Here is a 26,381-nt window from a genome sequence, read left to right as displayed (position 1 = left end):
CCCGGCAGGATCCCAGAGCCTTTTCTAACGGCGGCACCAACAAGGTCTCTGGGATCCTGCCGGCCGGCTCTAGACGGTTCGCTCGGGCGCGCTGACGCGCTGAGAGGTCTGCCAGTCGTCGGGCGCGAAGCTGGGCGCGTCGCTGCGCAGCGGCGTGCGGCCGAGAATATGGTCGGCGGCTTTTTCGCCGATCATGATGGTCGGCGCGTTGAGGTTGCCGTTGGTGACGGTGGGCATGATGGACGAGTCCACCACGCGCAGATTGCGCACGCCATGGACGCGGCATTCCGGATCCACCACCGCCATGGCGTCGGTGCCCATGCGGCAGGAGCCGGCCGGGTGGTAGGCGGTCTCGGCGGTTTCCGCCAGCCACTGATCGATCTGCGCGTCGGTTTGCACGTCCGGGCCCGGTGACACTTCCTGGCCACGGTATTCGTCCAGCGCCGGCTGGGCGAAGATCTCGCGGGTCCAGCGCAGCCCGGCGCGGAACGCTTCCTTGTCCTCTTCTTCGGCGAAGTAATTGAAGACGATTTCCGGCGGCGCTTCCGGGTCGGCGGATTTCAGCTTCACCCAGCCCCGGCTCTTGGGTTTGTTGGCGCCCAGGTGCACCTGGAAACCGTGGCCCTTGAAGGCGCTGGAGCCGTCGTAGGCGATGGCCCCGGCCAGGAAGTGGAACTGGATGTCCGGGTACTTCATGCCGGCGCGGCTGCGGATGTAGCCGTTGGATTCAAACTGGTTGGAGGTGCCCAGGCCCCGTTTCAGGAACAGCCAGTTGGCACCGATCCAGGCTTTCGCCAGAGGGCCGAGCCAGCTGTTCAGGGTGATCTTCTGGGTGCACTCCTGCTGCACCCAGACTTCCAGATGATCCTGCAGGTTGCGGCCCACGCCGGGCAGATCGTGCACCACCTCGATGCCGTGTTCCTTAAGGTGGTCCGCCGGACCGATGCCGGACAGCATCAGCAGCTTAGGCGAGTTGAACGAACTGGCGGACAGGATCACTTCCTTGCGCGCCCGCACCCGGCGGGTCTTGCCGCCCTGGCGGTATTCCACGCCCACGGCGGTCTTGCCGTCCATGATCACCCGGGTGGTCAGGGCGTGGGTCTGAATGTCCAGGTTGGGGCGGTTCATGGCCGGCTTGAGGTAGGCCATGGCGGTGGAACAGCGCACGCCGTCGCGCACCGTCATGTCCATGCGCCCGAAGCCTTCCTGGCGGTAGCCGTTGTAGTCTTCGGTGTAGCCGTAGCCGGCCTGCTCGCCGGCCTTGATAAAGGCGCGGTAGAGCGGGTTCTTCATGTTGTTGCCGTTGCAGGTGGTGAGACCACCCTGGTCGCCGCGGTAGGCATCGCCACCGTAGACGCAGTCCTCGCCCCGTTTGAAGTAAGGCAGCACGTCCTGGTAGCCCCAGCCGGCGGCGCCCAGCTCTTCCCACTCTTCGAAGTCACCGGCGCAACCGCGCACGTACACCAGACCGTTGATCGACGAGGAGCCGCCCAGCACCTTGCCGCGCGCCTGGTGCAGGCTGCGGCCCTTGAGGCCGGGCTCTTTCTCGGAATGAAAGCCCCAGTCGTAGCGCTTCATGTTCATGGGAATGGAGAAGGCGGTGGGCATCTTGATAAAGATGGAGTTGTCGCTGCCGCCGTATTCCAGCACACGCACCGAATGGTCACCGCTTTCGCTGAGCCGGTGGGCGAGCGCGGCGCCGGCGGAGCCGGCACCGACGATCACATAATCGAACTCGGCGTCGTAGGCCGTCTCGCTCATGATTCACCCTCCTCGTAGTCGCCGCGTATTTCCGAAGCGCCGCCGGGGCTCTTCTCGCGGCGCAGATGCAGGTACTGCAGGTGGCTCTCGAAATGATCCACCACGTCCTCGATCAACTGCTCGCGGGAATAGCCCATCACGTCATAGCCCAGGCCGCCTTCACGCAGGTGCACTTCCAGGCGGTAGTAGACCGAGCGGCGCTGCTGGGCGCGGATGGTGAAGGACGGCATGGCGCACTGGCGCGGCCAGAGCGTGTAGGCGAAGTCTCCCTCACCGCCCAGATCGACTACCAGGCCGAGATGCTCCTGGTCGCCCTCGCCGACGGAGATCTCCACCTTGTGGTCCTTCTCCGCCAGCGCCGCTTTGACGTCCTCGAAGGCGGGCCGGGCGGTGCCTTCCAGGAATTTCTGAACCTGCTTCAGGCCCGGGAAGCTGATCGCCCGGCTGAGGCGGTGCGCCCAGTTACTGTGGTCGCGGGCGGAGGCGATGCGCGCGGACAGGTGGCCGGCCAGGGCGTCACGGTTACTGGTGGTTTTCATGCCTTCCACTCTGAGCGCCTTGAACAGGCCGATCATCATCAGGAACAGCACGAACGCGAACGGCAGGCCCATGATCACCACCGCGCTTTGCAAGGCGTTGAGGCCGTCGGTGGACAACAACGCCACCGTCACCAGCCCGATTACCGTGGCCCAGGCGATGCGCATCCAGGCCGGCGCGTCGTTGGCCGGGTCACGGATAAAGCAGGTGAGGTTGGACAACACCAGCGAGCCGGAGTCGCCGGAGGTCACGAAGAATACAATCGCCAGTATCGTCACCACCACCGTGGTCACCGTGACCCAGGGCAGATTTTCCAGGAACAGGTAGATCGCCGAGCCGGGATTGCCGACCGCCTCGTTACCGAACTCGGTGGCGCCGTTCATCACCAGATCGATGGCCGAGTTACCCATGATCGACATCCACGCCATCATGAAGGTGAGCGGCAGAATCAGCGTGCCGGTGACGAAGGCACGGATGGTGCGGCCCCGGGAAATACGCGCCAGGAACAGGCCCACGAACGGCCCCCAGGCGATCCACCAGGCCCAGAAGAACACCGTCCAGGCGTTGAGCCAGTCCTGCGGCGGGTCAAAGGCGTAGGTGTCGAACGACATGGGGATGAAGTTGGAAATGTAATCGCCCACGTTCATCACGAAGGCGTCCAGCAGGAAGCGGGTGTCGCCGGCGATCAGCACGAACAGCACCAGCACGACGGCCAGCAGCATGTTGAATTCCGACAGGCGACGGATCCCTTTCTCCACGCCGGTGGCCGCGGAGATGGCGGCGAACACGACGATGCCCACCGCCAGCAGCGCCTGGGTCAGCGTGCTTTCCGGCACGCCGAACATATAGTTCAAGCCGAAGTTGAGCTGAATAATGCCGATGCCGAGACTGGTGGCGACGCCGAACACGGTGCCCAGCACCGCCGCGATGTCCACGGTGTTGCCGATGCTGCCGTAAATGCGCTTACCGAAGATCGGATACAGCGCGGAGCGGATGGTCAGCGGCAGACCGTGGCGATAGCTGAAAAACGCCAGCGACATGCCCACCAGGGTATAAATGCCCCAGCCAGACAGCCCCCAGTGCAGGAAGGTGAGCTGCATGGCTTCGCGGGCGGCTTCCACGGAGCCGCCCTCGCCCACCGGCGGTTCCATGAACTGGGTCACCGGCTCGACGATGCAATAGAAAATCAGATCGATACCGATGCCGGCGGAGAACAGCATCGCCGCCCAGGTAACAATGTTGAATTCCGGTTCGGAATGGTCCGGCCCCAGTTTGATCGAGCCGTAGCGCGAGCAGGCGATGGCGATCACGAACACCAGGTAAGCCACCACGGCGAGAAAGTAGAACCAGCCGAAGCTGTTGGAGATCCAGGCCAGCGCCGCGTAGATCACGGTGCCCGCCGCTTCGGTGAAGAACATCGCCCACAGGGCGAATACGAGAATGGCCAGGCCCGAGCCGTAAAAAACGACCGGGTTGATACGGTCCTGCTGATCCAGGGATTCCGATTCCTGGGAAGGCGATGAGGTGGTCATCCGGAGCTCCTTTGGCAAGCGTCGCTCGAAATCATACGTGCGTTCCCTGATTGAGAGGCTGTTCTTGTTTGAGCCTTCTAATCACTTCGCCAGTATCAGCCTCCAAATTGAGAATAACAGCATCCTGTTACAGCTTTTTACCTGTCAACGGCGCGTTTCACCGTAACGTCACGGCCGGGTTACGCCAACAGCGCCACGCCGGCGGCGGTGATCACGCCGAACAGTATCGAAAGCCCGACCAGAGTGCCCCAGGGGAACCGCCGCGGCGCCTCCGCGCCCAGCTGCTTAAGCAGGTCCTGGCGCACCAGCCGGGTGTTGCGGGTGTTGGCTTTGAAAATGGCGTCGAAGGCGTCGCCGACCACCGGCACCAGGCCGCCGACGAAATCCACCAGCATGTTGCGCAGCATGCGCCGCTTGGTGGCGCCGCTGACGCCGGCGCGCTGGGCTTCCAGCAGCACGTAACCGGACAGCACCAGGCCGGCGGCGTCGCCGATCACCGGCACCAGGCCGATCAGCGCTTCGGCGCCCAGTTCAAAGCGGGTAAAAGGAATGCGAATGCTGGAATCGGTGAACCGGCTGAAGCGGTCCAGGCGTGCCAGGGTGGCCTGCTGACGGGCCCGTTTCTGATCGTCCATGCGGTTATTCCAAGTAGGTGTAGCCCGCCAGACCGTCCCGGATTTCACCGAGAAAACGCTGGCGCTCATCGTCGTGAAGCTGGGATTGCTGGCAGCGGTCTTCCAGGGTCGCCAGCAGCCGTTCCGGATCAAAATTCACATAGCGCAACACCGAGCTGACGGTGTCGCCCTGGATCGCGTGGGTCAGCTCAATCTCGCCGCGCTCGTTGAGGTTCACGTCCACGGAATCGGTATCGCCGAACAGATTGTGCATATCACCGAGGATTTCCTGGTAGGCGCCGACCATGAAAATGCCCAGGTGCCCGTTCAGCGTTTCCGGCAACGGCAGGGTGGCTTCCACCCCTTCGCCGTCCACGTACTGGTCGATACGGCCGTCGGAGTCGCAGGTGATGTCCTGCAGCACACCGCGCCGGGTGGCGGGCTGGTCCAGGCCGGACAACGGCAGCACCGGGAACACCTGATCAATGCCCCACACATCCGGCACCGACTGGAACACGGAAAAGTTAACGAACAGTTTGTCGGCGAGGATTTCGTTAAGGCGGTCGAGCAGATCACGCTGCTGACGGCGGCGCGGGTCGAGACGGGCGCGCAGCGCCAGCAGCCCGTTGGTGTAGAGCTGTTCGCCGCGGGCGCGGCCGCGGATATCCACTTCACCGTTCAGGTAACGCAGGTGCAGGTCCTGCCACGCGCCGAGCAGCTCCGGGTGCACCTCAAGCAGATTGGGGTGCTCGCCGCTCAGCACCTGATTCAACCGCCAGAGCTCGTGCAGCTCCACGCAGTCGGAATCGCCGGGGGCGGTCACCCGCGCCGTGGCCTGACGTTCCTCGTCGGTGATGTTGACCAGCAGCACCGCATGGTGGGCGGTGAGCGCACGCCCGGATTCAGAGATCAAATGCGGCTCGGGCACGTCGCTGCGGCGGCACTGCTCGCTCAGGGTATGCACGATGTGCCAGGCGTAATCCGCCAGGTTGTAGTTCATCGAGCAGTAGGAGCGGGAGTGGGTGCCTTCGTAGTCCACGCCCAGACCGCCGCCCACGTCCACGGTATCCAGGGCGGCGCCCAGCTGGCGCAGTTCCACATAGTAGCGGGCCGCTTCGCGCATGCCCGCCTTGATGTCCTGGATGTTGGCGATCTGCGAGCCCAGGTGGAAATGCAGCATGCGCACGCAGTCCAGCCTGCCCGCCCGGCGGCAGTGCTCCACCGCCTCGATCAACTGCGGCGCACTGAGACCGAACTTGGACTTTTCGCCGCCGGTGTTCTGCCAGTTGCCCTTGCCGATGCTCATCAAGCGCACCCGCAAACCGATGCGCGGCGACACCTCAAGCGCCCGCGCTTCCTCCAGCAGCATGGGCAGCTCGGAGAGCTTTTCCACCACGATCTGCACCTGGAAGCCGAGCTTCTCGCCCATCAGCGCCAGGCGCAGGTATTCACGGTCCTTGTAGCCGTTGCAGACCACCACGTCGCCGGGGTTGGAGAGCGCCAGCACCGCCAGCAGCTCCGGCTTGGAGCCGGCCTCCAGCCCCACCGGCTCGCCCTCTTCGCGGGCGCGCAGAATTTCATGCACCACGCGCCGCTGCTGGTTGACCTTGATCGGATACACAGGGGTATAGCGTCCCCGATAGTCCTGCTCCCCGATGGCGCCCCGGAAGGCGCCGGCCAGGCGCCGCACCCGGTCGCGCAGAATGCCCGAGAAGCGGGCCAGCACCGGCGTGCGCAACCCGGCGGCGCGGCACGCCTGCAACACCGCTTCCAGGGTCGCCTCCCCGCCCTGATCGCCCTGGGGGCGAACATGCAGGTGGCCGTCCTTGCCGATCCGGAAATAGCCGTCACCCCAACGCTGCACATTGTAAATGGCGTCAAACGGGCTTTGGGGCTGGGTCATGGACGGTTCCTTGGCGGCTGCGTGCTTTGCCGCATTATGCCTGCCGGGGCCGCCGGCGGACAAAAATAGTTGCTCGGATACCGCGCCCCGGCGCTTCTACATTGACGCCGAACGCTTACAATAGCGGCCTTCTGTGAAGCGTTTAGCGGACACCCCTTTATGAGCTCCGAAAAAGACAACTGGTTCATCGAGCATTTCGACTCCGCCGGCACCGCCTTCGGCCTGCGTCTGAAACGAAAGCTGGAATCGGTACAGACCGACTATCAACACATCGAAATGTGGGACACCGATACCTTCGGCTATCTGATGACCATTGACGGCGCCACCATGCTCACCACCCGGGACAATTTCCTGTATCACGAGATGATGGCCCACCCGGCGCTGTTCAGCCACGCGGCACCGCGCAACGTGCTGATCATCGGCGGCGGCGACTGCGGCACCCTGCGGGAAGTGTTGCGCCACGGCGAAGTGGCCAGCGCCGTGCAGATCGATATCGACGAGCAGGTGACGCGCTTTTCCGAGAAGTATTTCCCCGAGCTGTGCGAGTCCAACAGCGACGAGCGGGCGGAGCTGCGCTTCGAGGACGGCGTGAAGTTCATGCAAGAGTGCGAGGCGGGCCGCTTCGACGTGATCATCGTCGATTCCACCGACCCGGTGGGCCCGGCGGAAGGTCTGTTCAAGGCGGAGTTCTTCCGCCACTGCCACCGCGCCCTGGCCGACGGCGGCGTGCTGGTGCAGCAGTCCGAATCACCGCTGCTGCACAGCGACACCATCATCCTCGACCTGCACGCCAACATGCGCGAGGCCGGCTTCAGCCATACCCGCACGCTGCCGTTCCCGCAGCCGGTGTACCCCAGCGGCTGGTGGAGCTGCACCCTGGCGGGCAAGGATCACGACGTGGCGGATTTCCGCCAGGCGGACGCCACCGGCAAGAGCTTCGAGACCCGTTACTACAGCGCCGACATCCACAAAGCGGCACTGGTGCTGCCGCCGTTCATGGAACAGGCGCTGTCCTGAGCCACGGGCTAGGCCCGTAACGCCTCCTCGACAAAGTCGAGACGGTCCTGACCGAAGAACATCTCCTCACCGACGAAGAAGGTGGGCGCGCCGAAGACGCCGCGCTCCACCGCTTCTTCGGTGGTCGCCTTGAGGTTGTCCTTGACCGCCTGATCCTGGGCCAGAGTTGCCCAGTGCGCCGAATCCAGACCGGCTTCGGCCAGGGTGCGGCCGAGCACGTCCAAGTCCGACAGATCCCGCTCTTGCAGCCACATCCCCTCGAACAGGGCGGCCAGCACGGTATCGCGCTGCTCGCTGTCGAGAGCGGCGGTGGCCAGCCGCATGGCCATCAGGGTGTTCACCGGAAAGTGCGGATTCTGGTTCAGGGTGACGCCGTAACGGCGCGCGAAACGCTGCATATCCCGGCCGCTGTAGCGCCCCTTGGCGGGCACCGCCGCCGGCGAGGCGTTACCGGTGGCCTTGAACACGCCGCCCAGCAACATGGGCCGGTAGCGCAGGGTGGCGCCGGTGCGCCGGCACAGGCCCGGCGCCTGGGTCCACGCCAGATAGGACGCGGGGCTGCCCACATCGAAGAAAAATTCCAGCTCGCGGCTCATTGGCGGCTCTCCATTCATTCATCGTTTGTTAGAAGTTTTCCATCCACGGGCGCAGGTCCAGCTCGTGGGTCCAGGTATCGCGGGGCTGTTGGTGCAGCATCCAGTACGCATCGGCGATGTGCTCGGGATCGAGGATGCCGTCCTGGTCCTTGAGCGCGTAACGCTGCGGGAAGTTATCACGGATAAAGGCGGTGTCGATGGCACCGTCGATGATCGGATGGGCGACGTGGATGCCCTCCGGACCCAGCTCACGGGCCAGGCTCTGCGCCAGCGCGCGCAGCGCGAATTTGGCGCCGGCGAACGCGGCGAAACCGCGACCGCCGCGCAGCGACGCGGTGGCGCCGGTGAACAGGATGGTGCCACGGCCGCGCGGCACCATCACCCGGGCCGCCTCCCGGCCGGTGAGAAAGCCGGCGAACGCGGCCATTTCCCACACCTTGCGGTAGACCCGGGCGGTGGTCTCGCGGATCGGAAAATGAACATTGGCGCCAATATTGAAAACCACCACCTCCAGCGGCCCCACTTCGGTCTCGATGGTGTCCACCAGGGCTTGCATCTGATCTTCGTCGCGGGCGTCGCAGCCGAAGCCGCGGGCCTGCCCGCCCTCCTCCCGGATACGCTCGACCAGCGGCGTCAGGGCGTCCTCGGTGCGGCGGGTGACACAGGCGGTGAAGCCTTCACGGGCAAAACGTCGGGCAATGGCGCCGCCGGTGGCGTCACCGGCGCCGACCACAAGAATCGCGGGGGCGGTCATGGGGTCTCCTTGTACAGGCTACAGAGGTCGACCCAGTATGCACCGGCTTCGCTTAACAGGGGAAAGGCGCGGCCGACCCGCACCGATGATGCTCACGATCAGCCGCCCACGGCCACCGCCACCGCGCAGGCCACCGCCCCCAGCACCAGAATCAGAACCACACGACGTATCACCATCGGCCAGTCAACCAGCCAAAAATCCTTGAACCATCCCATTTTTCTATCCCCAAGGTACTTTTATTATCACAACCAAAAAATGTGACTCACGTCACAAGTGACGAGGTTGCTCTTGCACCCTGTGGATATGCAATAAGGCGAATTGGGTAAGCGTGAAGGTGGCGTCAGTAAGGTGTCTTAGCCGGGTTCGCTCTGCTGTTCCGCCAGCATCGCCATCACCCTTTGCCGCAGCCAGGTGTGGCCCGGGTCCGCGCTTTGATCCCGGTGCCAGTAGAGGTGCAGCTCCAGGCCGGGAACGTCCGCGGGGAGCGGCTCCACGTGGCTGCCGGCGGGGGCCAGCTGACGCGCCAGCAGGCCCGGCAGGGTGAGCAGCAGGTCCGAGCCCATCACCGTGGACAACGCCGCCATGTGGTGCTGGCAACGCAGGCGGATATTGCGCCGGTAGCCGAGGCGGGAGAGGCCGAAATCCTCCATGCCGGGCCCTTCCCGGCGCGAAGACACCAGCACGTGCTGCGCTGCCAGATAGGCCGGCAGGTCCAGCTTGCCGGCCAGCGGGTGGCCCGGCCGCATGATCACCACCAGCGGCCCGCTCATCACCGGGCGGTGTTCGATGGCGTCCGGCAGTGGCAACAGCACGTCGGCGGCCAGATCCAACCGGCCGCTGGCCAGTTCCGTGGCCAATTGCCGGCGCGCCACGGTCATCGACTGCAGCCGCACGCCGGGGGCCTCTTCAAGAATGCCGGCGGTGAGCGGCGGCAGCAGACAGCCCTCCAGCCCGTCGCGCAATCCGACCACGAAGGTGCGCTCCGCGTCCGCCACGTCGAAGCCGCCCTCGTCGCTGAGGCAACGCTGCAACCCGCCCAGCGCATGGCGCACCGGGGTGACCATGGCGCGCGCCCGGCTGGTGGGCACCATGCGCGCCCCCTGGCGCACGAACAACGGGTCCTCAAGACGGTCGCGCAACCGCCCCAGGGCGTGGCTCACCGCCGGCTGGGTCAGGTTGAGCACGCGCGCCGCGCGGGTCAGGGAGCCTTCGGTATAGATAGCGTCGAAGACCACAAACAGGTTCAGATCGAAGCGGGAGACATGCATGGGGCTTATCCAGGTGTATTTTTCAGATTCATTAGATTAATTGAAAACCGCCCCCTAGCATGGGGTCAACTTCCGGGAATAAGCAGAGACCCTCGATGCCAGTGATTTACCTGATCCGTCACGGCCAGGCCAGTTTCGGCGCCGAGAACTACGACGCCCTGTCCGACGCCGGCTGGGAACAGAGCCGCATCCTCGGCCGCCATCTGCGCGAGCAGAATCTGGGCGCGCCGCGGGTGGTGTGCGGCGCCATGCAGCGTCACCGGGAAACCGCCCAGGCGACACTGGAAGCACTGGGGTTGCCGCAGGAATGGGCCACCGACACCGGCTTCAACGAATACGACCACCAGACCCTGATGCGGGTGCACTGGCCCGAGTCCCAGGACCGGGCGGTGCTCACCCGCTGGATGAACGAACAGGACAACCCGCGCCGCGCCTTCCAGGCCCGTTTCGAGGAAGCGTTGCGCCGCTGGCAGCGCAACGAAGACGACTATCAGGAAACCTGGCCGGCGTTCCGCGAGCGGGTGCTGGCCTCCCTGTACAGCCTGGCCAACCGGCTGGAAAGCGGCGACAGCGCCCTGGTGTTCACCTCCGGCGGCGCCATCAGCGTGGCCATTCAGCACCTGCTTGAGCTGGACCAGGAGGCGCTGATCACCTTCAACCGGGGCCTGATCAACACCAGCGTCACCCGGCTGCTGGTCAACACCGGCCGTCTGCGCCTGGCCACGCTCAACGAGCACCTGCATCTGGCCGGCGACATGCTCACCTACCGCTAACCGGCGATCACGAGGCCCACCATGGCGTTCACCCACCACACCATCGAACTGAACGGCCAGCGCTACGCCTACCTGGACGAGGGCGAAGGCCCGCTGCTGGTGTTCGGCCATGGGGTCCTGGCGGACAAATCCATGTTCGAGGCGCAGATCGAGGCGCTGCGCGACCGCTACCGCTGCGTCAGCCTGGACTGGCCCGGCCACACCGGCTCCGGCTACCGCGAGAAGGGCTGGAGCTTCTACGACATGGCCGACGACAGCGTCGCCCTGCTCGATCAGCTGGGTTATGACCAGGCGATTTTCGTGGGTTTGTCCCAGGGCGGCATGACCTTCATGCGACTGGCGCTCAAGTACCCGGAGCGGGTGCGCGCCCTGGTGCTGCTGGACACCTCCGCGGACCCGGAAGACGCCGACCTGCTGCCGGTGCACCGCCAGCAGCAGTCGCGGTTCGCCCATGGCAGCGACGCCGAGCGCGATGAGGTGGTCACGCGCATGCAGAAATTCCTGTACGCCAAGCCCTGGCGCGACGCCAACCCGGACGGGGTGGCCCACGAGAAGGCGCTGATCCTGGCCCACGACCGCCACGGCATCGAGCTGGCGTTGGAGAACGTCTTTACCCGTGACGACATCAGCGGCGATATCAGCGCGATCAGTGCGCCTACTTTAGTGATCGTCGGCGAACTGGACCGGGCAACGCCGCCGGAAAAAGCGCAGCGCATCGTCGACGCCATCCCCGGGGCGCGGCTGGTCACGGTGGCCGATTCCGGGCACCATTCGCCGATAGAAAACCCCGAAGCGGTGAACCGGGCGCTGTCCGATTTCCTCGCCACGCTGTGATCCGGGGTCCACGCACGCGACAAGGATAATGCCATGAGTACCCGTTCCAATATTCTCATCACCGGCGCCAGCTCCGGCCTGGGCGCCGGCATGGCGCGGTTGTTCGCCGCCCGGGGCCGCAACCTGGCCCTGTGCGCGCGGCGCACCGACAAGCTGGACGCCCTGAAAGCGGAACTGGAACAGGCCCACCCCGGCATCACCGTGCTGGTCAAACCCCTGGACGTGAACCACTACGACCAGGTGTTCGACGTGTTCCGTGCGTTCCGCACCGAGCTGGGCAGCCTGGACCGGATCATCGTCAACGCCGGCATGGGCAAGGGCCAGCCGCTGGGCACCGGCTATTTCCACGCCAACCGGCAGACCGCGGAGACCAACTTCGTCGCCGCCCTGGCCCAGTGCGAGGCGGCCATGGAGATCTTCCGGGCCCAGAACAACGGCCATCTGGTGGTGATCTCCTCGATGAGCGCGGTGCGCGGCATGCGCAAGAACATCAACACCTACGCCGCCACCAAGGCGGGCGTGGCCAGCCTGGCGGAAGGGCTGCGCATGGAGATGATCGGCAAGCCGATCACCGTGAGCACCCTCTACCCGGGCTACATCCGTTCGGAAATCAACGAGAAAGTGGAAAAAGCGCCGTTCATGGTGGACACCGAGACCGGCTGCAAGGCGCTGGTCCGCGCCATCGAGAAAGAACCCGCCAAGGCCTATGTGCCGTCCTGGCCCTGGGCGCCGCTGGGGTTCGCCATGAAGGTCCTGCCCCTCTCCCTGGTCAAGAAAATGACCTGACGCCCGGCCGCCGGAAACTAGTCCAGCGGCCCCGGGTTCTTGCGCCGCTTGGGCTTGGCGAAACCGCCCTGGGTATCCGGCGCCGGCGATGGCGCCGGGCGCTTGCGCGCCGCCTTCTTCTTCGCCGCCGGCTTCTTGCCGGCCGCCTTGGCCGACTGGGCGAGCGCCTTCTTCTTCAGCTTCTTGTGCTTGCTGCCCACCGCCTTGCCGGAGCGTTTGCGCTCCTTGGGGCCCAGGTAGCGGCCGCGCAGCGCCTCCACCACCCGGAACTCGAACTCCTGGCGCAGATAGCGCTGGATGCTCGCCATCAGGTTCCACTCGAAACTCTCCACCAGCGAGATCGCCACGCCCTCGCCGTCGCCGCGCCCGGTGCGGCCGATGCGGTGCAGGTAGTCATCGCCGCTGCGCGGCATATCGAAGTTGATCACCAGCTCCAGGCCGTCCACGTCCAGGCCCCGGGCGGCCACGTCGGTGGCCACCAGCACCGTCACCGCGCCGCTGTTCAGCCGTTCCAGCGCCAGCTTGCGGTCCTTGGTGTCCTTGTCGCCGTGCAGCACGAACACCTTGTGGGCGGTGGAGCGCAACACTCCGCCGAGGCGGTCGGCGGTGGCCTTGGTGTTGGTGAACACGATCGCCTTGCGGTGGGGCTCATGGGCAAGCAGCCACTGCACCAGGCGCTCCTTGTGGGAGCGGTCGTCGGCGGTGATGATCTGCTGGCGCACCTGCTGATTGAGCTCGCGCACGCTGTCGAGCATCAGCGACTCGGGCTCGCGCAGCACCCGCGCCACCATGGCGTCCATGGCCGCGCCGCCCGGCGTGGCGGAGAACAACAGCGTCTGCCGGGCCGGGTTGCAGGCCGCCGCCAGACGCAGCACGTCGTCGCTGAAGCCCATGTCGAGCATGCGGTCCGATTCGTCCAGCACCAGCACCTTGAGTTCGGACAACGCCAGATTGTCCGCCTCGAGATGCTCGATCAGCCGGCCCGGCGTGCCCACCAGCACCTCCGGGTTCTTGCGGATGCGCGCCGCCTGCACCTTGAAGTCCTCGCCGCCGGTGACCGCTTCCGCCTTGATAAAGGTGAAGCGCGACAGCGCCTGCACCTGCTTGAGCGTCTGCCGGGCCAACTCCCGGGTGGGCGCCAGCACCAGCGCCCGGGTGCCGATGCCCCGGTCCTTCTCTTCCAGCAATCGCTGCAGCATGGGCAGCACGAAGGCGGCGGTCTTGCCGGTGCCGGTCCGCGCCACCACGCGCAGGTCCCGACCCGCCAGAGCGGGGGGAATAGCCGCCGTTTGCACCGCCGTGGGCTCACTCAGCGACAGCTCTTCCAGGGCGCGCAATAAACGTTCATGGAGATTCAGATCAGCAAACACAGACAATACTCGGTGATGACTTGTAGGAGCGGGCCCGGCCCGCGAAAGGGAGCGCCGCTCCCGGCAGGATACCAGAGACTTGTTTCACCGAAACAAAAAAGGGCGCCCGAAGGCGCCCTGTAGGTTGGAGCAAGACAGATTGGAAGAAGACGGATCAGCTCTTCACGAACTCCGGGTACGCTTCCATACCGCAGTCCACGATATCCATGCCTTCGTACTCGTCCTCTTCGGAGACGCGGATGCCGAAGATCGCCTTGAGGATGGCCCACACGATCAGGCTGGCCACGAACACCCACACGAAGATGGTCAGGGCGCCGATCAGCTGGCCGGAGAAGCTGGAACCGTCGTTGGTGATCGGCACCAGCATCAGGCCCAGGAAGCCGACCACACCGTGCACGGAGATGGCACCGACCGGATCGTCGATCTTCAGCTTGTCCAGGGTCACGATGCTGAACACCACCAGCACGCCGCCGATCGCACCGAAGATAGTGGCTGTCAGCGCGGTCGGGGTGGACGGCTCGGCCGTGATGGTCACCAGGCCGGCCAGGGCGCCGTTGAGCAGCATGGTCAGGTCGGCCTTGCCGAACAGGAAGCGGCCCACGATCAGCGCGGCAACGGCACCACCGGCGGCGGCGGTGTTGGTGTTCAGGAACACCATGGCCACGGAGTGCGCGCTGGCGGCGTCACCGAGCTTGAGCACGGAACCGCCGTTGAAGCCGAACCAGCCCATCCACAGGATGAAGGTACCCAGGGTCGCCAGCGGCAGGTTGGCGCCGGGGATCGCGTGGATTTCGCCATTGGGACCGTACTTGCCTTTACGGGCGCCCAGCAGCAGCACACCGGCGAGCGCGGCGGCCGCACCGGCCATGTGCACGATGCCGGAACCGGCGAAGTCGGAGAAGCCCAGGTCGCCCAGGTTGTACATGCCGAACACGTCGGCGCTGCCCCAGGTCCAGGACCCCTCAATGGGATAGATAAAACCGGTCATGACCACCGCGAACGCCAGGAAGGCCCACAGCTTCATACGCTCGGCCACGGCACCGGAAACGATGGACATGGCGGTGGCGACGAACACTACCTGGAAGAAGAAATCGGACGCGCCGGAGTAGACCGAGCCGCCGTCAAAACCCGCTTCCGCGGAGTCCGCCAGCACACCGGCCAGATCAAAGGCTTCAATGCCGTTCAGGAAGATGCCGCCGCCGTACATGATCGAATAACCGCAGACCAGGTACATCAGGCAGGCGATGGCGAACAGCGCCACGTTCTTGGTGAGAATTTCGGTGGTGTTTTTAGCACGCACCAGGCCGGCTTCGAGCATCGCGAAGCCCGCCGCCATCCACATTACCAGTGCGCCACACACCAGAAAATAAAAGGTGTCGATGGCGTACTGAAGTTCAAAGATTTGATTTTCCACGTTGCAACCCTCCGAGAATTGGAAGCGTGTTCAGGACCTTGGCATGGGTCGTGTTACACATTTTCTAAACTTGCGTTCTCTAAACTTAGATCGCGTCCTCGCCGGTCTCGCCGGTGCGGATACGGATGGCCTGCTCCAGGGTGGTGACGAAGATTTTGCCGTCGCCGATTTTCCCGGTGTTGGCCGCTTTGGTGATCGCCTCGATAACCTGATCCAGGCTGGTCTCCGCGATGGCCACTTCGATTTTTACCTTGGGCAGGAAATCGACCACGTATTCCGCGCCGCGATACAGCTCGGTGTGACCTTTTTGGCGCCCGAAGCCTTTCACCTCGGTAACGGTGATGCCTTGAACGCCGATCTCGGACAGTGCTTCACGCACGTCGTCCAATTTGAACGGCTTGATGATGGCTGTAACCAGTTTCATTTCTATCTCCTTCAAACGCTTATAACGCGTCCGTTAACGTCCGTTGGGTTTCAGGCCCCTCTTTGGTTCCCGATCCATCCACTCGCGCGAACGCTCTAGCCCGTTAGCTGCACGACCCATGCCAATTTTTAAAAGTCACGCATTTTCAGAGGGTTAGAACTGCAACCCCGGGGTGTTCCGGGGTCGGTTGCGGCAATATAGTGCACCATTGCGGGGCACTTCCCAAAATGGTGCACGCCGTTACGGTGCTCTTGAGACGCCCCATAACATCGAGGGCGGTGGTACCATCGCACCCTGACCCGCCCGTGTTGCAAATAGTGGAGCCTGTGGCCATGCAAAGCCAAGCCTTTCTCGATCGTTTGATGAGCGACATCAGCCGCCATCTGCCCGGAGACCTGGGGCAATTGCGCCAGGAGGTGGAGCACAGCGTGCGCGCCGTGCTCAATGAGACGCTGACCCGGCTGGATCTGATCAGCCGTGAGGAATTCGAGATTCAGCAGCAGGTGCTGGAGCGCACCCGCGCCCGGCTGGAAGCTCTGGAGAAGGAAGTGGCGGCGCTGGAGCAGCGTTCCTGACTCTCCTACATTAAGTAGCGCCATCGGCGCACGCGGATCGAGGGCGACGGCGTACAGGGCCCGCACCGCCGGCCGCTTATGCTCGGGCCATGTCTATCGCCCTGCTCCACAGCCGCGCCACCCTGGGAATCCGTGCCATACCGGTGCGCGTCGAAATCCATCTGGGCCCGGGCCTGCCCGGCTTCACCATGGTGGGCCTGCCCGATACCGCCGTCCGCGAGAGCAAGGACCGGGTCCGCTCGGCGCTGATCAACGGCGGTTTTCGCATCCCGCAACAGCGCATCACCGTCAATCTGGCGCCGGCCGACCTGCCCAAGGACGGCGGCCGCTTCGACCTGCCGATCGCGGTGGGCATTCTGCTCGCCAGCGGACAGCTGGGGCGCGTCGATCTGAAAGACATGGAGTGGATCGGCGAGCTGGCACTGTCCGGAGCGCTGAGCCCGGTGCCGGCGGTGCTGCCCGGCGCGCTGGCCGCGGCCCGCGACGGACACACCCTGGTGGTGCCGGCGGCGAACGGTGACGAAGCCGCCCTCGCCGGCGCGGACACCCTGGCGGTGAACAGCCTCACCGAACTGTGCGCGCACCTGAAGGGGGACACCCGGCTACCGCTCCACGCCCCACCGGCCTCGCCCGGCGACGACACCGGGGGCGCCCCTTGTCTGTCTCAGATTCGCGGTCAGCCGGCCGCCAAGCGGGTGTTGGAGATCGCCGCGGCGGGCGGCCACTCCCTGCTGATGAGCGGTCCGCCCGGTGCCGGCAAAAGCATGCTGGCCTCGCGCCTGCCCGGCCTGCTGCCGCCACTGGACCGGGAGCGGGCCCTGGAAGTGGCGGCGATCCACTCGCTGCGTCACGCGCGCCCCGCCGGCGCGTTCCTGCAGCCGCCCTACCGGGCGCCGCATCACACCGCCTCCGCTGCCGCGCTGGTGGGCGGCGGCGGCCGGCCGCGCCCCGGCGAGATATCCCTGGCCCATGAAGGTGTGCTGTTTCTGGATGAGATGCCGGAATTCCAGCCGCGGGTGCTGGAGGTGCTGCGCGAGCCGCTGGAAACCGGCGAGGTACACATCGCGCGGGCCGCTCAACAGGTGACGTTTCCGGCCCGCTTCCAACTGGTGGCGGCGATGAACCCCTGCCCGTGCGGGTACCTGGGCGACCCGGAGAAAAGCTGCGGCTACGAGTGCGAGAAAGCGAAGCGCTATCAGCGACGGCTGTCCGGTCCGCTGCTGGATCGCATCGATCTGCATCTGGAAGTGCCGGCGGTGTCGCCGGATACTTTGCTGGGGGCCGCGGACGGCGAGCCCAGCCGACGGGTGCGGGAGCGGGTGCTGGCCGCCCGGGCGTGCCAGCTGCACCGCCAGGGCCGGCTTAACCGTGAGCTCGACGCGGAGCGACTGATGGAGGCATTAGGCCCGCACAAGGCCTGGCTCACCGGGGTGATGGAACGCCTGGAGCTGTCCGCCCGGGCGCTTCACCGCAGCCTGCGCGTGGCGCGCACCATCGCCGACCTGGCCGGCAGCGAGGTGATCCGCCGGGAGCATCTCCGCGAGGCGCTGAGCTACCGCCAGAACCTGCTCAAGCCTTAAAGCGTGTTGCACAGATGCGCGCCGTCCACCGGGATCGCCGCGCCGCTCATGTAGCTGGAGGCGTCGGAGGCGAGCAGCAACAGCGGCCCCACCAGTTCGTCGATCTGGCCCAGGCGGCGGTAAGGGATGCGCTTGATCAGCTTCTCGCCGTGGGGGCCCTGGAAGAATTCCCGGTTGATGTCGGTTTCCACATAGCCGGGGCAGATGGCGTTGCAGCGGATATTGTGGCGGGCGTAATCCAGGGCGATGGACTGGGTGAACTGAACCACCGCCGCCTTGGCCACGGTGTAGGGCGCGAGCATGGCGCCCACGCGCAGGCCGAGGATCGAGGCGATGTTGATGATGTTGCCGGGGCGGCCGTCGCGGCGCCACTGCTGGATGGCGAACTTGCTCACCGCCCAGACGCCATTCAGGTTGGTGTCCACCACCGCGCTCCAGTCTTCTTCGCTCAGGGTGTCGGTGGCTCCGTCGCGGCTGATGCCGGCGTTATTGACCACCACATCCAGGGCCGGCATGCGCTCGAAGGCGGCCTCCACGCTGGCGTGGTCGGCCACGTCCATGGGCACCACCACCGCGTCCCGGCCCAGGGCGCGCACCGCGCCGGCGGTTTCTTCCAGCTTTTCCACGCGCCGCGCGGCGAGCACCAGGTCGGCGCCCTGTTCCGCCAGCACCCGCGCGAAGTGGGCGCCGAAGCCGCTGGACGCCCCCGTGATCAGAATACGTTTGCCGCTGACGTCGAATCGGTTCTCGCTCATGGGGGTCTCTTTATCAGGTGGAGGAATAGGAAAGAAGAGCAAAACCCTAACGCCGGGCGGGGCCGCGCTCAAGCGCCCACGGCGCGCACCGGCGGCGGTTGGGTAAGCGGATGTGTCGGTTCAGCCGTTCTGGTAGAAGCTGGGCGGGTGGCCGGTCCAGCGCCGGAAGGCGCGGGTGAAATTGCTGGGGTCGGCGTAGCCGAGCAGGTCGGCGACTTTCTGCACCGGCAGGTTGGCCTGCAGGTAGCGCACCGCCCGGGCCATGCGCACCTCTTCCAGCAGGTGCCGGTAGCTGACCCCCACCGCCGCCAGATAGCGCCGCAGGGTGCGGGAGGTGAGATGGAAGCTGGCCGCCAGCTGATCGAGGCTGGGCAGCATGCCCTCCGCCTGCATCAGCCGGGCACGCACCCGCGAGGCCCAGTCCAGGTCCGCCTCCAGGCGCTGCAGCTCTTCTTCGCATTTGTGCGCGGCCATGCGCCGGGAGGCCGGGTCGGAGAGCGGAAACGCCACCTTCATCAGCCGTGCCGGGAAGCGCAGCGCCGCCACTTCACGGCCGAACACCACCGGCATGCCGAGCACTTCGGCGTAACGCTCCGCATGGGGCGGCGGCGCGTAGGGCAGTTCCAGGGTGGCGTCCTGCAGGCGGTCATCGAGCAAATAGCGCAGCCCGCCCACCAGCGCGGCGGTGACCACTTCCAGATAGGGCTCGCGGATATCGCCCAGGTCGTAGGGTTCCGCCAGGCAAAACCGGACCCAGCGGCCCTCCAGGCTCAGACGCGGCAGGCACAGGCGGGTGCGGGTGCGAAAATAGCGCTCCAGCAGTTCCAGCGCCTCGCCCAGGTCGGCGCTGCTGATCGCCGCGTAGCCGAGCAGCCCGTGGGCGGTGACAGTGAGCTGGCGGCCCAGCGCCAGGCCGATGGCCGGGTCGCCGCTGAGGTCCCGGGCGCCCGCCATGACCCGCTGGAACTGCTCGAAGCGCAGTGCCGGCTCGGCGCTGTACACTTCCGCCTGGGTCAGGCCCACATGCGCCAGCAGCCGGTCCGTGTCGAGACCGAACTCATGGACCAGCTCCACCAGATTGCGGACATAGTTGACCGGAATCGGGGTGCGGTCGCCGGCGAGGCTGGGGAGATCCGCGATCTGTACGCTCATGGCCAAGAGAATACACCTGTTCGCGGCTTTGTCCGAAAATGACAGGTCACTGTCCGGCGCAGCCCTTCGCCGTCGACAGGGGCACGGTGAGAATAGCGGCGCTGTGACATCCACCCGTTGCCATTTCCTTCCGGAGGACCCCATGAGCGACACCCGAGGCTACCAGCGCACTTTCGGCGCCGACGACGCCCGCGCCATTCGCGATGCAATGAAGCAGGACCTGGGGCCGTCGGCGTTCCGGGCCCGGCCGTGGCGCGCGATCTGGTTTCTGCCCATGAGCCTGGTGATCGTCGGCGGCATCGCCGCGATTCTGACGCTGGGCCTGCCCTGGTGGGGTAATCTGCTGATCGCCGTGGTGGTGGGCCACACCCTGGGCTGCCAGGCGCTGCTCGCCCATGAGGTGCTGCACGGCGCCCTGGGCATGAGCCGGCGCCTGCAGAACCTGTTCGGCTGGATCGGCTTCGGCCCGATGATGATTCCGCCGGAGTTCTGGCGCCGCTGGCACAACGTGGCCCACCACGCGCACACCAACCTGGGCGACCGGGACCCGGATTCGTTCGGCACCGCCCACCGCTACAACAAGCACCCCAAGCTGGCCAACTTCACCAAGCTGGCGCCGGGCTCGGGCACTTGGTACAGCTACTTTTTCCTGCTCTATTCCTTCATGTTCCACGCCCAGCTGGTACTGTGGATGCAGACCCGCCGCCGCGAGGAATTCAAAGGGTTCGAGCGCAACAAGGCGATTCGCCAGGCGTTGCTGTGCGGCGCCGCCTGGCTGGTTCTGGCGGTGCTGTCCGGGCCGCTGGCGCTGTTCACGGTGTTGATCCCGCTGATGATGGCCAACGCCCTGGGCCAGGGCTACATTCTCACCAACCACATGCTGCGCCCGCAGATGGACAACAACCACCCGGTGGACAATTCCATGAGCGTGCGTCAGCTGCGCTGGCTGGACCCGCTGCATTTCCACTTCAGCCACCATGTGGAGCACCACCTGTTTCCGAAGATGGGCTCCGATCAGGCGCCCAAGGTCCGCGCCTGGCTGCAACGGGAAATGCCGGACCGCTATGTCTGCCCCAGCCACGCCCGGGCGCTGGTCGCGCTGTACCAGACGCCGCGGGTGTATCAGGACGCGCACACGCTGGTGGACCCGCTGGACCGGTCGCGGACCGTGGATGTGATGGCGCTGCAGGGCGAGCTGCGCTAGCCGATTTCCGCGTCGGTGAGCGGGCGCCAGGCGCCGGCGGGCAGGTCCGGGGCCAGTTCAATGTGGCCCACCGCTTCGCGGTGCAGGGCGACCACCCGGTTGCCCACCGCCGCCAGCATCCGTTTGACCTGGTGGTAGCGGCCTTCGCTGATGGTCAGCAGCAGTTCCGTGTCGCTCAACGCCCGCGCCTCGGCGGGCCGGGTGGGCGCCGGGTCGTCGTGCAGCACCACCCCGTCGCGCAGCCGCGTCAGCTGGGCGTCGTCCAGCGGCTCGGCGGTGGTCACCCGGTAGCGCTTGGCGCAGTGGTGACGCGGCGACATCAGGCGGTGGGCCCACTGGCCGTCGGTGGTGAGCAGCAACAGACCGGTGGTGTCCCGGTCCAGGCGGCCGACGATGCGCAGGCCACGGCGCTGCTCGGCGGGGATCAGATCGATCACCGTGGGCAGGGCGTCCTCCAGGGCGCACACCCGGCCGGCCGGTTTGTGCAGCATCAGGTAGCGCTCGCCGGGCAGCGTCAGCACGGCGCCGTCGAGCCGCACGCACTCCCCCGGCGCCACGCTGCTGTTGGCCTTGAGGCCGGTGCGCGGCGCCCCGTCTTCACCGGTCACCGTCACCGCGCCGCCGCGGATCAGCGCCTTGGCCTGCTTGCGGCTGAGGCCGGCGGCGTGGGCGACGAAGAAATCCAGCCGCGCCGGGCCGGTGGGCGAATCAGCCAAGCAGCAAATCTCCTTCGATGGGAATGAAATCGTCGGCGGCGCGCATCAGGGCCGCCGCGGTGAGCGGCGCCACGCCGTAGACTTCCACCTGACAGCCGTGCCGGGCGCGGATGTGGTCGGCGAGAATGGCGAAGTCGCCGTCCCCGGACGCCAGCACCACCCGGTCCACGCTGGGCGCCTGCTCCATGATATCGATGGTGATGCCCACGTCCCAGTCGCCCTTGGCGGAGCCGTCGGCGCGCTGCAGGAAGGGCTTGAGCTTCACGTTGAAACCGATGGCGCGCAGGATGTTCTGAAACTGACGCTGCTTCTCATCGCCGCGCTCCACCGCGTAAGCGTGGGCGGCCACCACCTGGCGCCCACCGGTGGCGCGCGCCCAGAGCGCGTTGTAATCCACGTTGCGCTGGTGGGCCTGGCGGGCGGTGTAATACAGGTTCTGCACGTCGGCGAAGACGGCCACGGTGGAAGTCATGGTCGGCGGAGCTCCTGAACATCGGGCTCGGCGGGGCCCGGCAGACGAATTTCGTCGGCGCCGAGGGCGCGATACTGCCCCGGTGCGAGCGAGGGGTCCAGCCGTATCGGGCCGATCCGTTCCCGGTGCAGGGCCACCACCCGGTTGTCGAAGTGCCCGAACAGGCGCTTGATCTGGTGATAGAGCCCTTCGTACAGCGTCACCCGCGCCTCGCGCGGCGCCAGGATCTCCAGGCCGGCCGGGCGGGTCGTGCGGTCTTCATAGGGGAAATAGAGCCCGCGCTCGAACACGGCGGCGTAGTCCGGCGTGATCGGGTCCTCGGTGCGCACCCGGTAAACCTTCGGCAGTTTGTGGCGCGGGTCGCTGAGACGCCGCGACCAGCGCCCGTCATTGGTGAGCAGCATCAGCCCGGTGCTGTTGAAATCGAGCCGCCCGGCGAGATGCAGGTCGGTGGCGTCGGCGGGGTCCAGGCAGTCCAGCACCGTGCGATGGTGGCGGTCGCGGGTGGCGCTCACGCAGCCGGCCGGTTTGTGCAGCATCCAGTAGGCGGCGCGGCGCACGGTGAAGGGTTCGCCGTCCAACGCCACCGGCGTGAAGGGCCCCACCTCGTGGCGGCCGTCCTGGATCACCCGCCCGTCCACGGTGACGCGGCCGGCGGCCAGCAACAGCCGCACGCCGCGCCGTCCCAGCCTTTTCCGCTGCCCCAGAAAGCGGTCCAGTCTCATCAATCACGGCTCCTAAAGGGTGCGCTCCGGCTGCTATGATACGCGCTTCGTCCATCAGCCCCGCCGGAGTATCGATGTCGTCTCTCAACCCCCGCCAACAGGAAGCGGTGCTCTACACCGACGGCCCCCTGCTGGTGCTCGCGGGGGCGGGTTCGGGCAAGACCAGCGTGATCACCCGCAAAATCGCCTGGTTGATCGCCGAGAAAGGCGTGCCCTCCGGCCGCATCGCCGCGGTCACCTTCACCAACAAGGCGGCGCGGGAAATGAAGGAGCGGGTGCAGAGCCTCACCGAACGCGGCTCCACCCGGGGGCTGATCGTCTCCACCTTCCACAATCTGGGCCTGCGCATTCTCAAGCAGGAACTGGCCGCCAGCGGGCTGCGACGCGGTTTTTCCATCCTCGACCAGACCGACAGCAAGGAGATTCTCAAGGAAATCCTGCGTCAGGGCGAATCGGAGAAGGATCTGGCGGCGGTGGACGCGGTGCAAAAGCGCATCTCCGATTGGAAGAATGAACTGATTCTGCCCGACGAAGCGGTCAGCCACGCCGACAGCGACGACGCGCTGCGCGCCGCCATCGCCTATCAGGGTTACAACCGCATGCTGCGCGCCTGCAACGCGGTGGATTTTGACGATCTGATCCTGATGCCGGCGCAGCTGTTCCGCGAGCAGCCGCGCATTCTGGAGAAATGGCGCCACCGCATTCAGTACCTGCTGGTGGACGAGTACCAGGACACCAACGGCGCCCAGTACGAACTGGTGCGCATGCTCACCCACCCGGAGGGGCGCTTCACGGTGGTGGGCGACGACGACCAGTCGATCTACGCCTGGCGCGGTGCGCGGCCGGAAAACCTGGCCAAGCTGCAGGAAGACTGGCCGGACCTGAAAGTGGTCAAGCTGGAGCAGAACTACCGCTCCACCGGTCGCATTCTGAAGGCCGCCAACACGGTGATCGCCAACAACCCCCACGTGTTCGCGAAGAGCCTGTGGTCCGATTACGGCTACGGCGAGGCGATCCGCATCGCGGCGCTGCGCGACGAGGACGCCGAGACCGACTGGATCGCCGGGGACATCTTCCACCGGCGCCTGCAGCGCGGCCTGCACTGGAAGGACTTCGCGGTGCTCTACCGGGGCAATTTCCAGTCACGGATTCTGGAGATGAAGCTGCAGGCACTGCAGATTCCCTACAAGGTGTCCGGCGGCACCGGCTTTTTCTCGCGGGGCGAGATCAAGGACCTGATGTGCTACCTGCGCCTGCTGGTCAACCCAGACGACGACAACGCCTTCCTGCGCGTGATCAACACGCCGCGCCGGGAGATCGGCCCGGCCACCCTGGAGAAACTGGCCGGCTGGGCCGCCCAGCGGGACCAGGGCCTCTACCATGTGTGCGACGACTTCGCCCTGGGCGAGGTGATGGCCGGCAAGGCGGCGGACAAGCTGCGCGCCTTCAAGACCTGGCTGGATGAGAAGCGCCGCGCCTGCTTCGGCCACAACAGCCTGCAGGCGGTCAACGAACTGATCACCGAGATGGATTACGAGAGCTGGGTGATGCAGAACGCCTCCAGCCCGCGCATCGGCGAGAAGCGCATGGAGAACGTCTGGCAACTGGTGCGCAATATCCAGCGCATGCTGGAAAAACAGGAAGACGACGAGGAAGGCGCCTCCGACCTGGAAGCGGTGATCAGCAAACTGGTGCTGATGGACATGCTGGAACAGCAGGACGAGGAAGACGATTCGGACCGGGTGCAACTGATGACCCTGCACGCCTCCAAGGGCCTGGAGTTCCCCCACGTCTACATGATGGGCGTGGAGGAGGAACTGCTGCCGCACCGCACCAGCATCGAGGAGGACAACATCGTCGAGGAGCGCCGCCTGATGTACGTGGGCATCACCCGCGCCCGCGAAAGCCTGGCGATCACCCAGGCGCTGACCCGCAAACAGTACGGTGAGAAAGTGGACACCCTGGCCAGCCGCTTCCTGGAAGAGCTGCCGCTGGACGATCTTCAGTATATCGGCGAGGGGTTCAAGAAAGACGAGGAACAGGAAGATCAGGTGGCCCAGGCCAGCATCGCCAACCTGAAGGCGTTGCTGGACTAGAACCGGGGCGCCGGGGACTATTTGGCGCCGCTTTCCTTGAGCATGTACAGCACCGTGGCTTCGATCTCTTCATCGCTGCAATCAAAGCAGGTACCGCGCGGCGGCATGCCGTTCTGACCTTCGATGGCGATCTTCACCAGCGTCGGGAAGCCTTCTTCCTCGATCTCTTCGGACCAGATCAGACGGTGCTCCGGGCCCACCATGGGGGCGCCGGCCATGCCGGTGCCGTGGCAGTTGACGCAGTACCGACCGTAGATTCCGGCGGGCTCACGGGCGGCGGTATCACCCCCTTCCGCGGCCGGCTTATCGGCGCTGGGCGCGGCGGCCCGCGGCTCAGCGGCCTCGGACGCGGCAGCGCCCGACGCAGCGGCGGGACCGTCCGCGTCGCCGCAGCCGGCGAGCAGCAACGAGACCAGCAACCCGCCGAGGAGGGCGGGCCCGAACCGGCGCATTACTGGCTCTTGTCCACGATGTATTCAACGGCGGCGGCGATTTCCTCTTCGGAACAGTCGCTGCACATGCCTTTGGCCGGCATCGAGTTGAAGCCTTCGTAGGCGTGCTTGACCAGGGTGTCCATGCCTTTGTCGATGCGCGAGGCCCAGGCACCGGCGTCGCCGGTCTTGGGCGCGCCGGCGGCACCGGAGTCGTGGCAGGCGGCGCAGCCGCTGCTGTAGACGGTGGCGCCGTCGCGCGGCTCACCGGAGCCGGCATCGCCGGCATCGGCCATCTGGCTGCCGCAGTCCTCGCCTTCCACGCAGACGCTGCCCACCGGCTTCAATCGCTCGGCGGTGGCGCGGTCGCTGAGAATAGAGCGCTCACCCAGGGGATAAGAAGACTTCTCCGCCGCCAGCGCGGCGTTGCCGGCGAAAACGGTGGCGAGAAGGACCAGGCTGGCGGTCAGCATTTTATTCACTATGACACCTCTGATAGCTATGACTTGCCCCGGGGGCGGCGGAATTATACCCGCAGAAAACACCGGGAAAAAGGCGCCATCGACGCCTATCGTGGAAACAGCTTAGCGCGGAGCACTCACGGCGCCGTGAAAAGCGCCCGGAAAGCGCGGCCTAGAGGCCGCCCACATCGATGCGCGGCAGCGCCAGACGGAAGCAGCTGCCTTCGTCCGGAACGCTCTCCACATGGATGGTGCCGCCGTGACGCTCGGTCACCACCTTGACGAAACGCAGGCCCAGGCCGGCGCCGCGGGTGCGCGCGCCGCCGCTGGTGCTGGCGCGGCTGAAGCGTTCGAACAGCTTGTCCTGGAACGCTTCCGGAATACCCACGCCCTCATCGCGCACGTCACAGCACACCTGGCCGCCTTCGGATAGAGGCGCACCAGCACCTTGCCGTTTTCGTGGCTGTATTTCACCGCGTTGGTGAGCAGGTTGACCACCAGGCGCTCGAGCAGCTCGTTGTTGCCGCGCACCCAGACGTCCTGCTCCTGATCGTAGTCGAAGCGCAGGGTGATGCCCCGGCTCTGGGCCTGGATCTGCACCTGGTCGATGGCGGATTCGACCACGTCGAGC

At 65.9% G+C, this 26,381-nt stretch carries 26 protein-coding genes; 8 read left to right on the top strand and 18 right to left on the bottom strand.

Translation table 11 applies throughout. From position 1 onward, the window contains the following. Window positions 1–69: 69 nt before the first annotated feature. The 4 genes from betA to speA all read right to left on the bottom strand — a co-directional run bounded on the left by betA (window position 70) and on the right by speA (window position 6,347). Window positions 70–1,761, bottom strand: coding sequence for a choline dehydrogenase (gene betA, locus ACMG4O_RS04105; protein ID WP_414434490.1), 1,692 nt, complete (start codon window positions 1,759–1,761; stop codon window positions 70–72). After that, window positions 1,758–3,830 (bottom strand): choline BCCT transporter BetT, encoded by a 2,073-nt coding sequence (betT, locus tag ACMG4O_RS04100; protein ID WP_414434489.1) that lies wholly within the window; start codon window positions 3,828–3,830, stop codon window positions 1,758–1,760. The genes betA and betT overlap by 4 nt, the downstream gene beginning before the upstream one ends. Window positions 3,831–4,009: 179 nt before the next feature. Beyond that, a complete protein-coding gene (locus ACMG4O_RS04095; RefSeq protein WP_142947569.1) occupies window positions 4,010–4,465 on the bottom strand; it encodes a DUF4112 domain-containing protein in 456 nt (151 codons plus the stop codon). A 4-nt stretch (window positions 4,466–4,469) separates the two neighbouring features. Next, a complete protein-coding gene (speA, locus tag ACMG4O_RS04090) occupies window positions 4,470–6,347 on the bottom strand; it encodes a biosynthetic arginine decarboxylase (RefSeq protein ID WP_414434488.1) in 1,878 nt (625 codons plus the stop codon). Window positions 6,348–6,506: 159 nt separating this feature from the next. On the opposite strand from speA, the gene speE reads away from it, so the two are divergent. Beyond that, a complete protein-coding gene (gene speE / locus ACMG4O_RS04085) occupies window positions 6,507–7,364 on the top strand; it encodes a polyamine aminopropyltransferase (RefSeq protein WP_370202589.1) in 858 nt (285 codons plus the stop codon). Between the two features lie 8 nt (window positions 7,365–7,372). Here the strand turns inward: speE and ACMG4O_RS04080 are convergent, their stop codons facing one another. From ACMG4O_RS04080 to ACMG4O_RS04070, 3 genes are all read right to left on the bottom strand, one after another. After that, window positions 7,373–7,960 carry a 2-hydroxychromene-2-carboxylate isomerase gene (locus ACMG4O_RS04080; protein WP_414434487.1) on the bottom strand — a complete coding sequence of 196 codons (588 nt, stop codon included), beginning with the start codon at window positions 7,958–7,960 and terminating at the stop codon, window positions 7,373–7,375. Window positions 7,961–7,988: 28 nt separating this feature from the next. Continuing rightward, on the bottom strand, window positions 7,989–8,714 hold the full coding sequence (locus ACMG4O_RS04075) for an SDR family oxidoreductase (RefSeq protein WP_194854822.1): 726 nt from the start codon (window positions 8,712–8,714) through the stop codon (window positions 7,989–7,991). Window positions 8,715–9,067: 353 nt separating this feature from the next. Next, on the bottom strand, window positions 9,068–9,982 hold the full coding sequence (locus ACMG4O_RS04070; protein WP_142947574.1) for a LysR family transcriptional regulator: 915 nt from the start codon (window positions 9,980–9,982) through the stop codon (window positions 9,068–9,070). Window positions 9,983–10,077: 95 nt separating this feature from the next. Between ACMG4O_RS04070 and ACMG4O_RS04065 the strand changes: the two genes are divergently transcribed. From ACMG4O_RS04065 to ACMG4O_RS04055, 3 genes are read left to right on the top strand one after another with little or no spacing between them, the layout of a single operon-like run. Continuing rightward, window positions 10,078–10,755, top strand: coding sequence for a histidine phosphatase family protein (locus ACMG4O_RS04065; protein WP_142947575.1), 678 nt, complete (start codon window positions 10,078–10,080; stop codon window positions 10,753–10,755). 21 nt (window positions 10,756–10,776) lie between these two features. Further along, window positions 10,777–11,589, top strand: a complete 813-nt coding sequence (locus ACMG4O_RS04060) for an alpha/beta fold hydrolase (RefSeq protein ID WP_414434486.1) — start codon at window positions 10,777–10,779, stop codon at window positions 11,587–11,589. Between the two features lie 33 nt (window positions 11,590–11,622). After that, window positions 11,623–12,375 carry an SDR family oxidoreductase gene (locus ACMG4O_RS04055; protein WP_194854824.1) on the top strand — a complete coding sequence of 251 codons (753 nt, stop codon included), beginning with the start codon at window positions 11,623–11,625 and terminating at the stop codon, window positions 12,373–12,375. A gap of 17 nt (window positions 12,376–12,392) precedes the next feature. Here the strand turns inward: ACMG4O_RS04055 and ACMG4O_RS04050 are convergent, their stop codons facing one another. The 3 genes from ACMG4O_RS04050 to glnK all read right to left on the bottom strand — a co-directional run bounded on the left by ACMG4O_RS04050 (window position 12,393) and on the right by glnK (window position 15,583). Beyond that, window positions 12,393–13,745, bottom strand: coding sequence for a DEAD/DEAH box helicase (locus ACMG4O_RS04050; protein ID WP_414434485.1), 1,353 nt, complete (start codon window positions 13,743–13,745; stop codon window positions 12,393–12,395). A gap of 154 nt (window positions 13,746–13,899) precedes the next feature. Beyond that, window positions 13,900–15,159, bottom strand: coding sequence for an ammonium transporter (locus ACMG4O_RS04045; RefSeq protein WP_414434484.1), 1,260 nt, complete (start codon window positions 15,157–15,159; stop codon window positions 13,900–13,902). A gap of 85 nt (window positions 15,160–15,244) precedes the next feature. Then, the gene (gene glnK / locus ACMG4O_RS04040) at window positions 15,245–15,583 is read right to left on the bottom strand and encodes a P-II family nitrogen regulator (RefSeq protein WP_142947580.1); all 339 of its coding nucleotides are present in this window, start codon (window positions 15,581–15,583) and stop codon (window positions 15,245–15,247) included. A 332-nt stretch (window positions 15,584–15,915) separates the two neighbouring features. Between glnK and ACMG4O_RS04035 the strand changes: the two genes are divergently transcribed. Then, window positions 15,916–16,158, top strand: a complete 243-nt coding sequence (locus ACMG4O_RS04035; RefSeq protein ID WP_414434483.1) for an accessory factor UbiK family protein — start codon at window positions 15,916–15,918, stop codon at window positions 16,156–16,158. A gap of 89 nt (window positions 16,159–16,247) precedes the next feature. Continuing rightward, complete coding sequence (locus tag ACMG4O_RS04030) at window positions 16,248–17,738, top strand: YifB family Mg chelatase-like AAA ATPase (RefSeq protein WP_414434482.1); 1,491 nt, start codon at window positions 16,248–16,250, stop codon at window positions 17,736–17,738. On the opposite strand, the gene ACMG4O_RS04025 is transcribed toward ACMG4O_RS04030, so the two are convergent. Both ACMG4O_RS04025 and ACMG4O_RS04020 read right to left on the bottom strand, forming a co-directional pair. After that, window positions 17,735–18,493, bottom strand: a complete 759-nt coding sequence (locus tag ACMG4O_RS04025) for an SDR family NAD(P)-dependent oxidoreductase (RefSeq protein WP_370184716.1) — start codon at window positions 18,491–18,493, stop codon at window positions 17,735–17,737. The two genes, ACMG4O_RS04030 and ACMG4O_RS04025, sit on opposite strands and share 4 nt — an antisense overlap. 120 nt (window positions 18,494–18,613) lie before the next feature. Further along, the gene (locus ACMG4O_RS04020; RefSeq protein WP_142947583.1) at window positions 18,614–19,645 is read right to left on the bottom strand and encodes an AraC family transcriptional regulator; all 1,032 of its coding nucleotides are present in this window, start codon (window positions 19,643–19,645) and stop codon (window positions 18,614–18,616) included. Between the two features lie 142 nt (window positions 19,646–19,787). Here ACMG4O_RS04020 and ACMG4O_RS04015 point away from each other — a divergent pair, with 142 nt between their 5' ends. Continuing rightward, window positions 19,788–20,849: a fatty acid desaturase family protein gene (locus tag ACMG4O_RS04015; protein WP_142947584.1), complete on the top strand. Its 1,062-nt coding sequence runs from the start codon at window positions 19,788–19,790 to the stop codon at window positions 20,847–20,849. Here ACMG4O_RS04015 and ACMG4O_RS04010 read toward each other — a convergent pair. From ACMG4O_RS04010 to ACMG4O_RS04000, 3 genes are read right to left on the bottom strand one after another with little or no spacing between them, the layout of a single operon-like run. After that, the gene (locus ACMG4O_RS04010; RefSeq protein ID WP_370210776.1) at window positions 20,846–21,565 is read right to left on the bottom strand and encodes a pseudouridine synthase; all 720 of its coding nucleotides are present in this window, start codon (window positions 21,563–21,565) and stop codon (window positions 20,846–20,848) included. The genes ACMG4O_RS04015 and ACMG4O_RS04010 overlap by 4 nt on opposite strands. Beyond that, window positions 21,558–22,037, bottom strand: coding sequence for an NYN domain-containing protein (locus ACMG4O_RS04005; RefSeq protein ID WP_142947586.1), 480 nt, complete (start codon window positions 22,035–22,037; stop codon window positions 21,558–21,560). Before ACMG4O_RS04005 ends, ACMG4O_RS04010 begins: the two co-directional genes overlap by 8 nt. Next, window positions 22,034–22,762 (bottom strand): pseudouridine synthase, encoded by a 729-nt coding sequence (locus ACMG4O_RS04000; protein WP_142947587.1) that lies wholly within the window; start codon window positions 22,760–22,762, stop codon window positions 22,034–22,036. Before ACMG4O_RS04000 ends, ACMG4O_RS04005 begins: the two co-directional genes overlap by 4 nt. Before the next feature lie 74 nt (window positions 22,763–22,836). On the opposite strand from ACMG4O_RS04000, the gene rep reads away from it, so the two are divergent. Beyond that, window positions 22,837–24,858, top strand: a complete 2,022-nt coding sequence (gene rep / locus ACMG4O_RS03995; protein ID WP_414434481.1) for a DNA helicase Rep — start codon at window positions 22,837–22,839, stop codon at window positions 24,856–24,858. A gap of 17 nt (window positions 24,859–24,875) precedes the next feature. Here the strand turns inward: rep and ACMG4O_RS03990 are convergent, their stop codons facing one another. From ACMG4O_RS03990 to ACMG4O_RS03980, 3 genes are all read right to left on the bottom strand, one after another. Further along, on the bottom strand, window positions 24,876–25,310 hold the full coding sequence (locus ACMG4O_RS03990; protein ID WP_142947589.1) for a c-type cytochrome: 435 nt from the start codon (window positions 25,308–25,310) through the stop codon (window positions 24,876–24,878). Then, complete coding sequence (locus ACMG4O_RS03985; RefSeq protein WP_142947723.1) at window positions 25,310–25,762, bottom strand: c-type cytochrome; 453 nt, start codon at window positions 25,760–25,762, stop codon at window positions 25,310–25,312. Before ACMG4O_RS03985 ends, ACMG4O_RS03990 begins: the two co-directional genes overlap by 1 nt. Window positions 25,763–25,922: 160 nt before the next feature. Continuing rightward, entirely contained in the window at window positions 25,923–26,138 is a 216-nt protein-coding gene (locus tag ACMG4O_RS03980; RefSeq protein WP_414434480.1) for an ATP-binding protein, read from the bottom strand. Window positions 26,139–26,381: the final 243 nt, after the last annotated feature.

The organism is Alloalcanivorax venustensis (genome assembly GCF_047495515.1).
Classification (GTDB): Bacteria; Pseudomonadota; Gammaproteobacteria; order Pseudomonadales; family Alcanivoracaceae; genus Alloalcanivorax; species Alloalcanivorax venustensis.
This window is presented reverse-complemented; position numbering and strand designations above follow the sequence as displayed.

Excerpts from the sequence above, each read along its gene's own strand:
- betA (WP_414434490.1), bottom strand. The coding sequence starts at position 1,761 with ATGAGCGAGACGGCCTACGACGCCGAGTTCGATTATGTGATCGTCGGT.
- betT (WP_414434489.1), bottom strand. The coding sequence starts at position 3,830 with ATGACCACCTCATCGCCTTCCCAGGAATCGGAATCCCTGGATCAGCAG.
- ACMG4O_RS04095 (WP_142947569.1), bottom strand. The coding sequence starts at position 4,465 with ATGGACGATCAGAAACGGGCCCGTCAGCAGGCCACCCTGGCACGCCTG.
- speA (WP_414434488.1), bottom strand. The coding sequence starts at position 6,347 with ATGACCCAGCCCCAAAGCCCGTTTGACGCCATTTACAATGTGCAGCGT.
- speE (WP_370202589.1), top strand. The coding sequence starts at position 6,507 with ATGAGCTCCGAAAAAGACAACTGGTTCATCGAGCATTTCGACTCCGCC.
- ACMG4O_RS04080 (WP_414434487.1), bottom strand. The coding sequence starts at position 7,960 with ATGAGCCGCGAGCTGGAATTTTTCTTCGATGTGGGCAGCCCCGCGTCC.
- ACMG4O_RS04075 (WP_194854822.1), bottom strand. The coding sequence starts at position 8,714 with ATGACCGCCCCCGCGATTCTTGTGGTCGGCGCCGGTGACGCCACCGGC.
- ACMG4O_RS04070 (WP_142947574.1), bottom strand. The coding sequence starts at position 9,982 with ATGCATGTCTCCCGCTTCGATCTGAACCTGTTTGTGGTCTTCGACGCT.
- ACMG4O_RS04065 (WP_142947575.1), top strand. The coding sequence starts at position 10,078 with ATGCCAGTGATTTACCTGATCCGTCACGGCCAGGCCAGTTTCGGCGCC.
- ACMG4O_RS04060 (WP_414434486.1), top strand. The coding sequence starts at position 10,777 with ATGGCGTTCACCCACCACACCATCGAACTGAACGGCCAGCGCTACGCC.
- ACMG4O_RS04055 (WP_194854824.1), top strand. The coding sequence starts at position 11,623 with ATGAGTACCCGTTCCAATATTCTCATCACCGGCGCCAGCTCCGGCCTG.
- glnK (WP_142947580.1), bottom strand. The coding sequence starts at position 15,583 with ATGAAACTGGTTACAGCCATCATCAAGCCGTTCAAATTGGACGACGTG.
- ACMG4O_RS04035 (WP_414434483.1), top strand. The coding sequence starts at position 15,916 with ATGCAAAGCCAAGCCTTTCTCGATCGTTTGATGAGCGACATCAGCCGC.
- ACMG4O_RS04030 (WP_414434482.1), top strand. The coding sequence starts at position 16,248 with ATGTCTATCGCCCTGCTCCACAGCCGCGCCACCCTGGGAATCCGTGCC.
- ACMG4O_RS04025 (WP_370184716.1), bottom strand. The coding sequence starts at position 18,493 with ATGAGCGAGAACCGATTCGACGTCAGCGGCAAACGTATTCTGATCACG.
- ACMG4O_RS04020 (WP_142947583.1), bottom strand. The coding sequence starts at position 19,645 with ATGAGCGTACAGATCGCGGATCTCCCCAGCCTCGCCGGCGACCGCACC.
- ACMG4O_RS04015 (WP_142947584.1), top strand. The coding sequence starts at position 19,788 with ATGAGCGACACCCGAGGCTACCAGCGCACTTTCGGCGCCGACGACGCC.
- ACMG4O_RS04005 (WP_142947586.1), bottom strand. The coding sequence starts at position 22,037 with ATGACTTCCACCGTGGCCGTCTTCGCCGACGTGCAGAACCTGTATTAC.
- ACMG4O_RS04000 (WP_142947587.1), bottom strand. The coding sequence starts at position 22,762 with ATGAGACTGGACCGCTTTCTGGGGCAGCGGAAAAGGCTGGGACGGCGC.
- rep (WP_414434481.1), top strand. The coding sequence starts at position 22,837 with ATGTCGTCTCTCAACCCCCGCCAACAGGAAGCGGTGCTCTACACCGAC.
- ACMG4O_RS03990 (WP_142947589.1), bottom strand. The coding sequence starts at position 25,310 with ATGCGCCGGTTCGGGCCCGCCCTCCTCGGCGGGTTGCTGGTCTCGTTG.
- ACMG4O_RS03985 (WP_142947723.1), bottom strand. The coding sequence starts at position 25,762 with ATGCTGACCGCCAGCCTGGTCCTTCTCGCCACCGTTTTCGCCGGCAAC.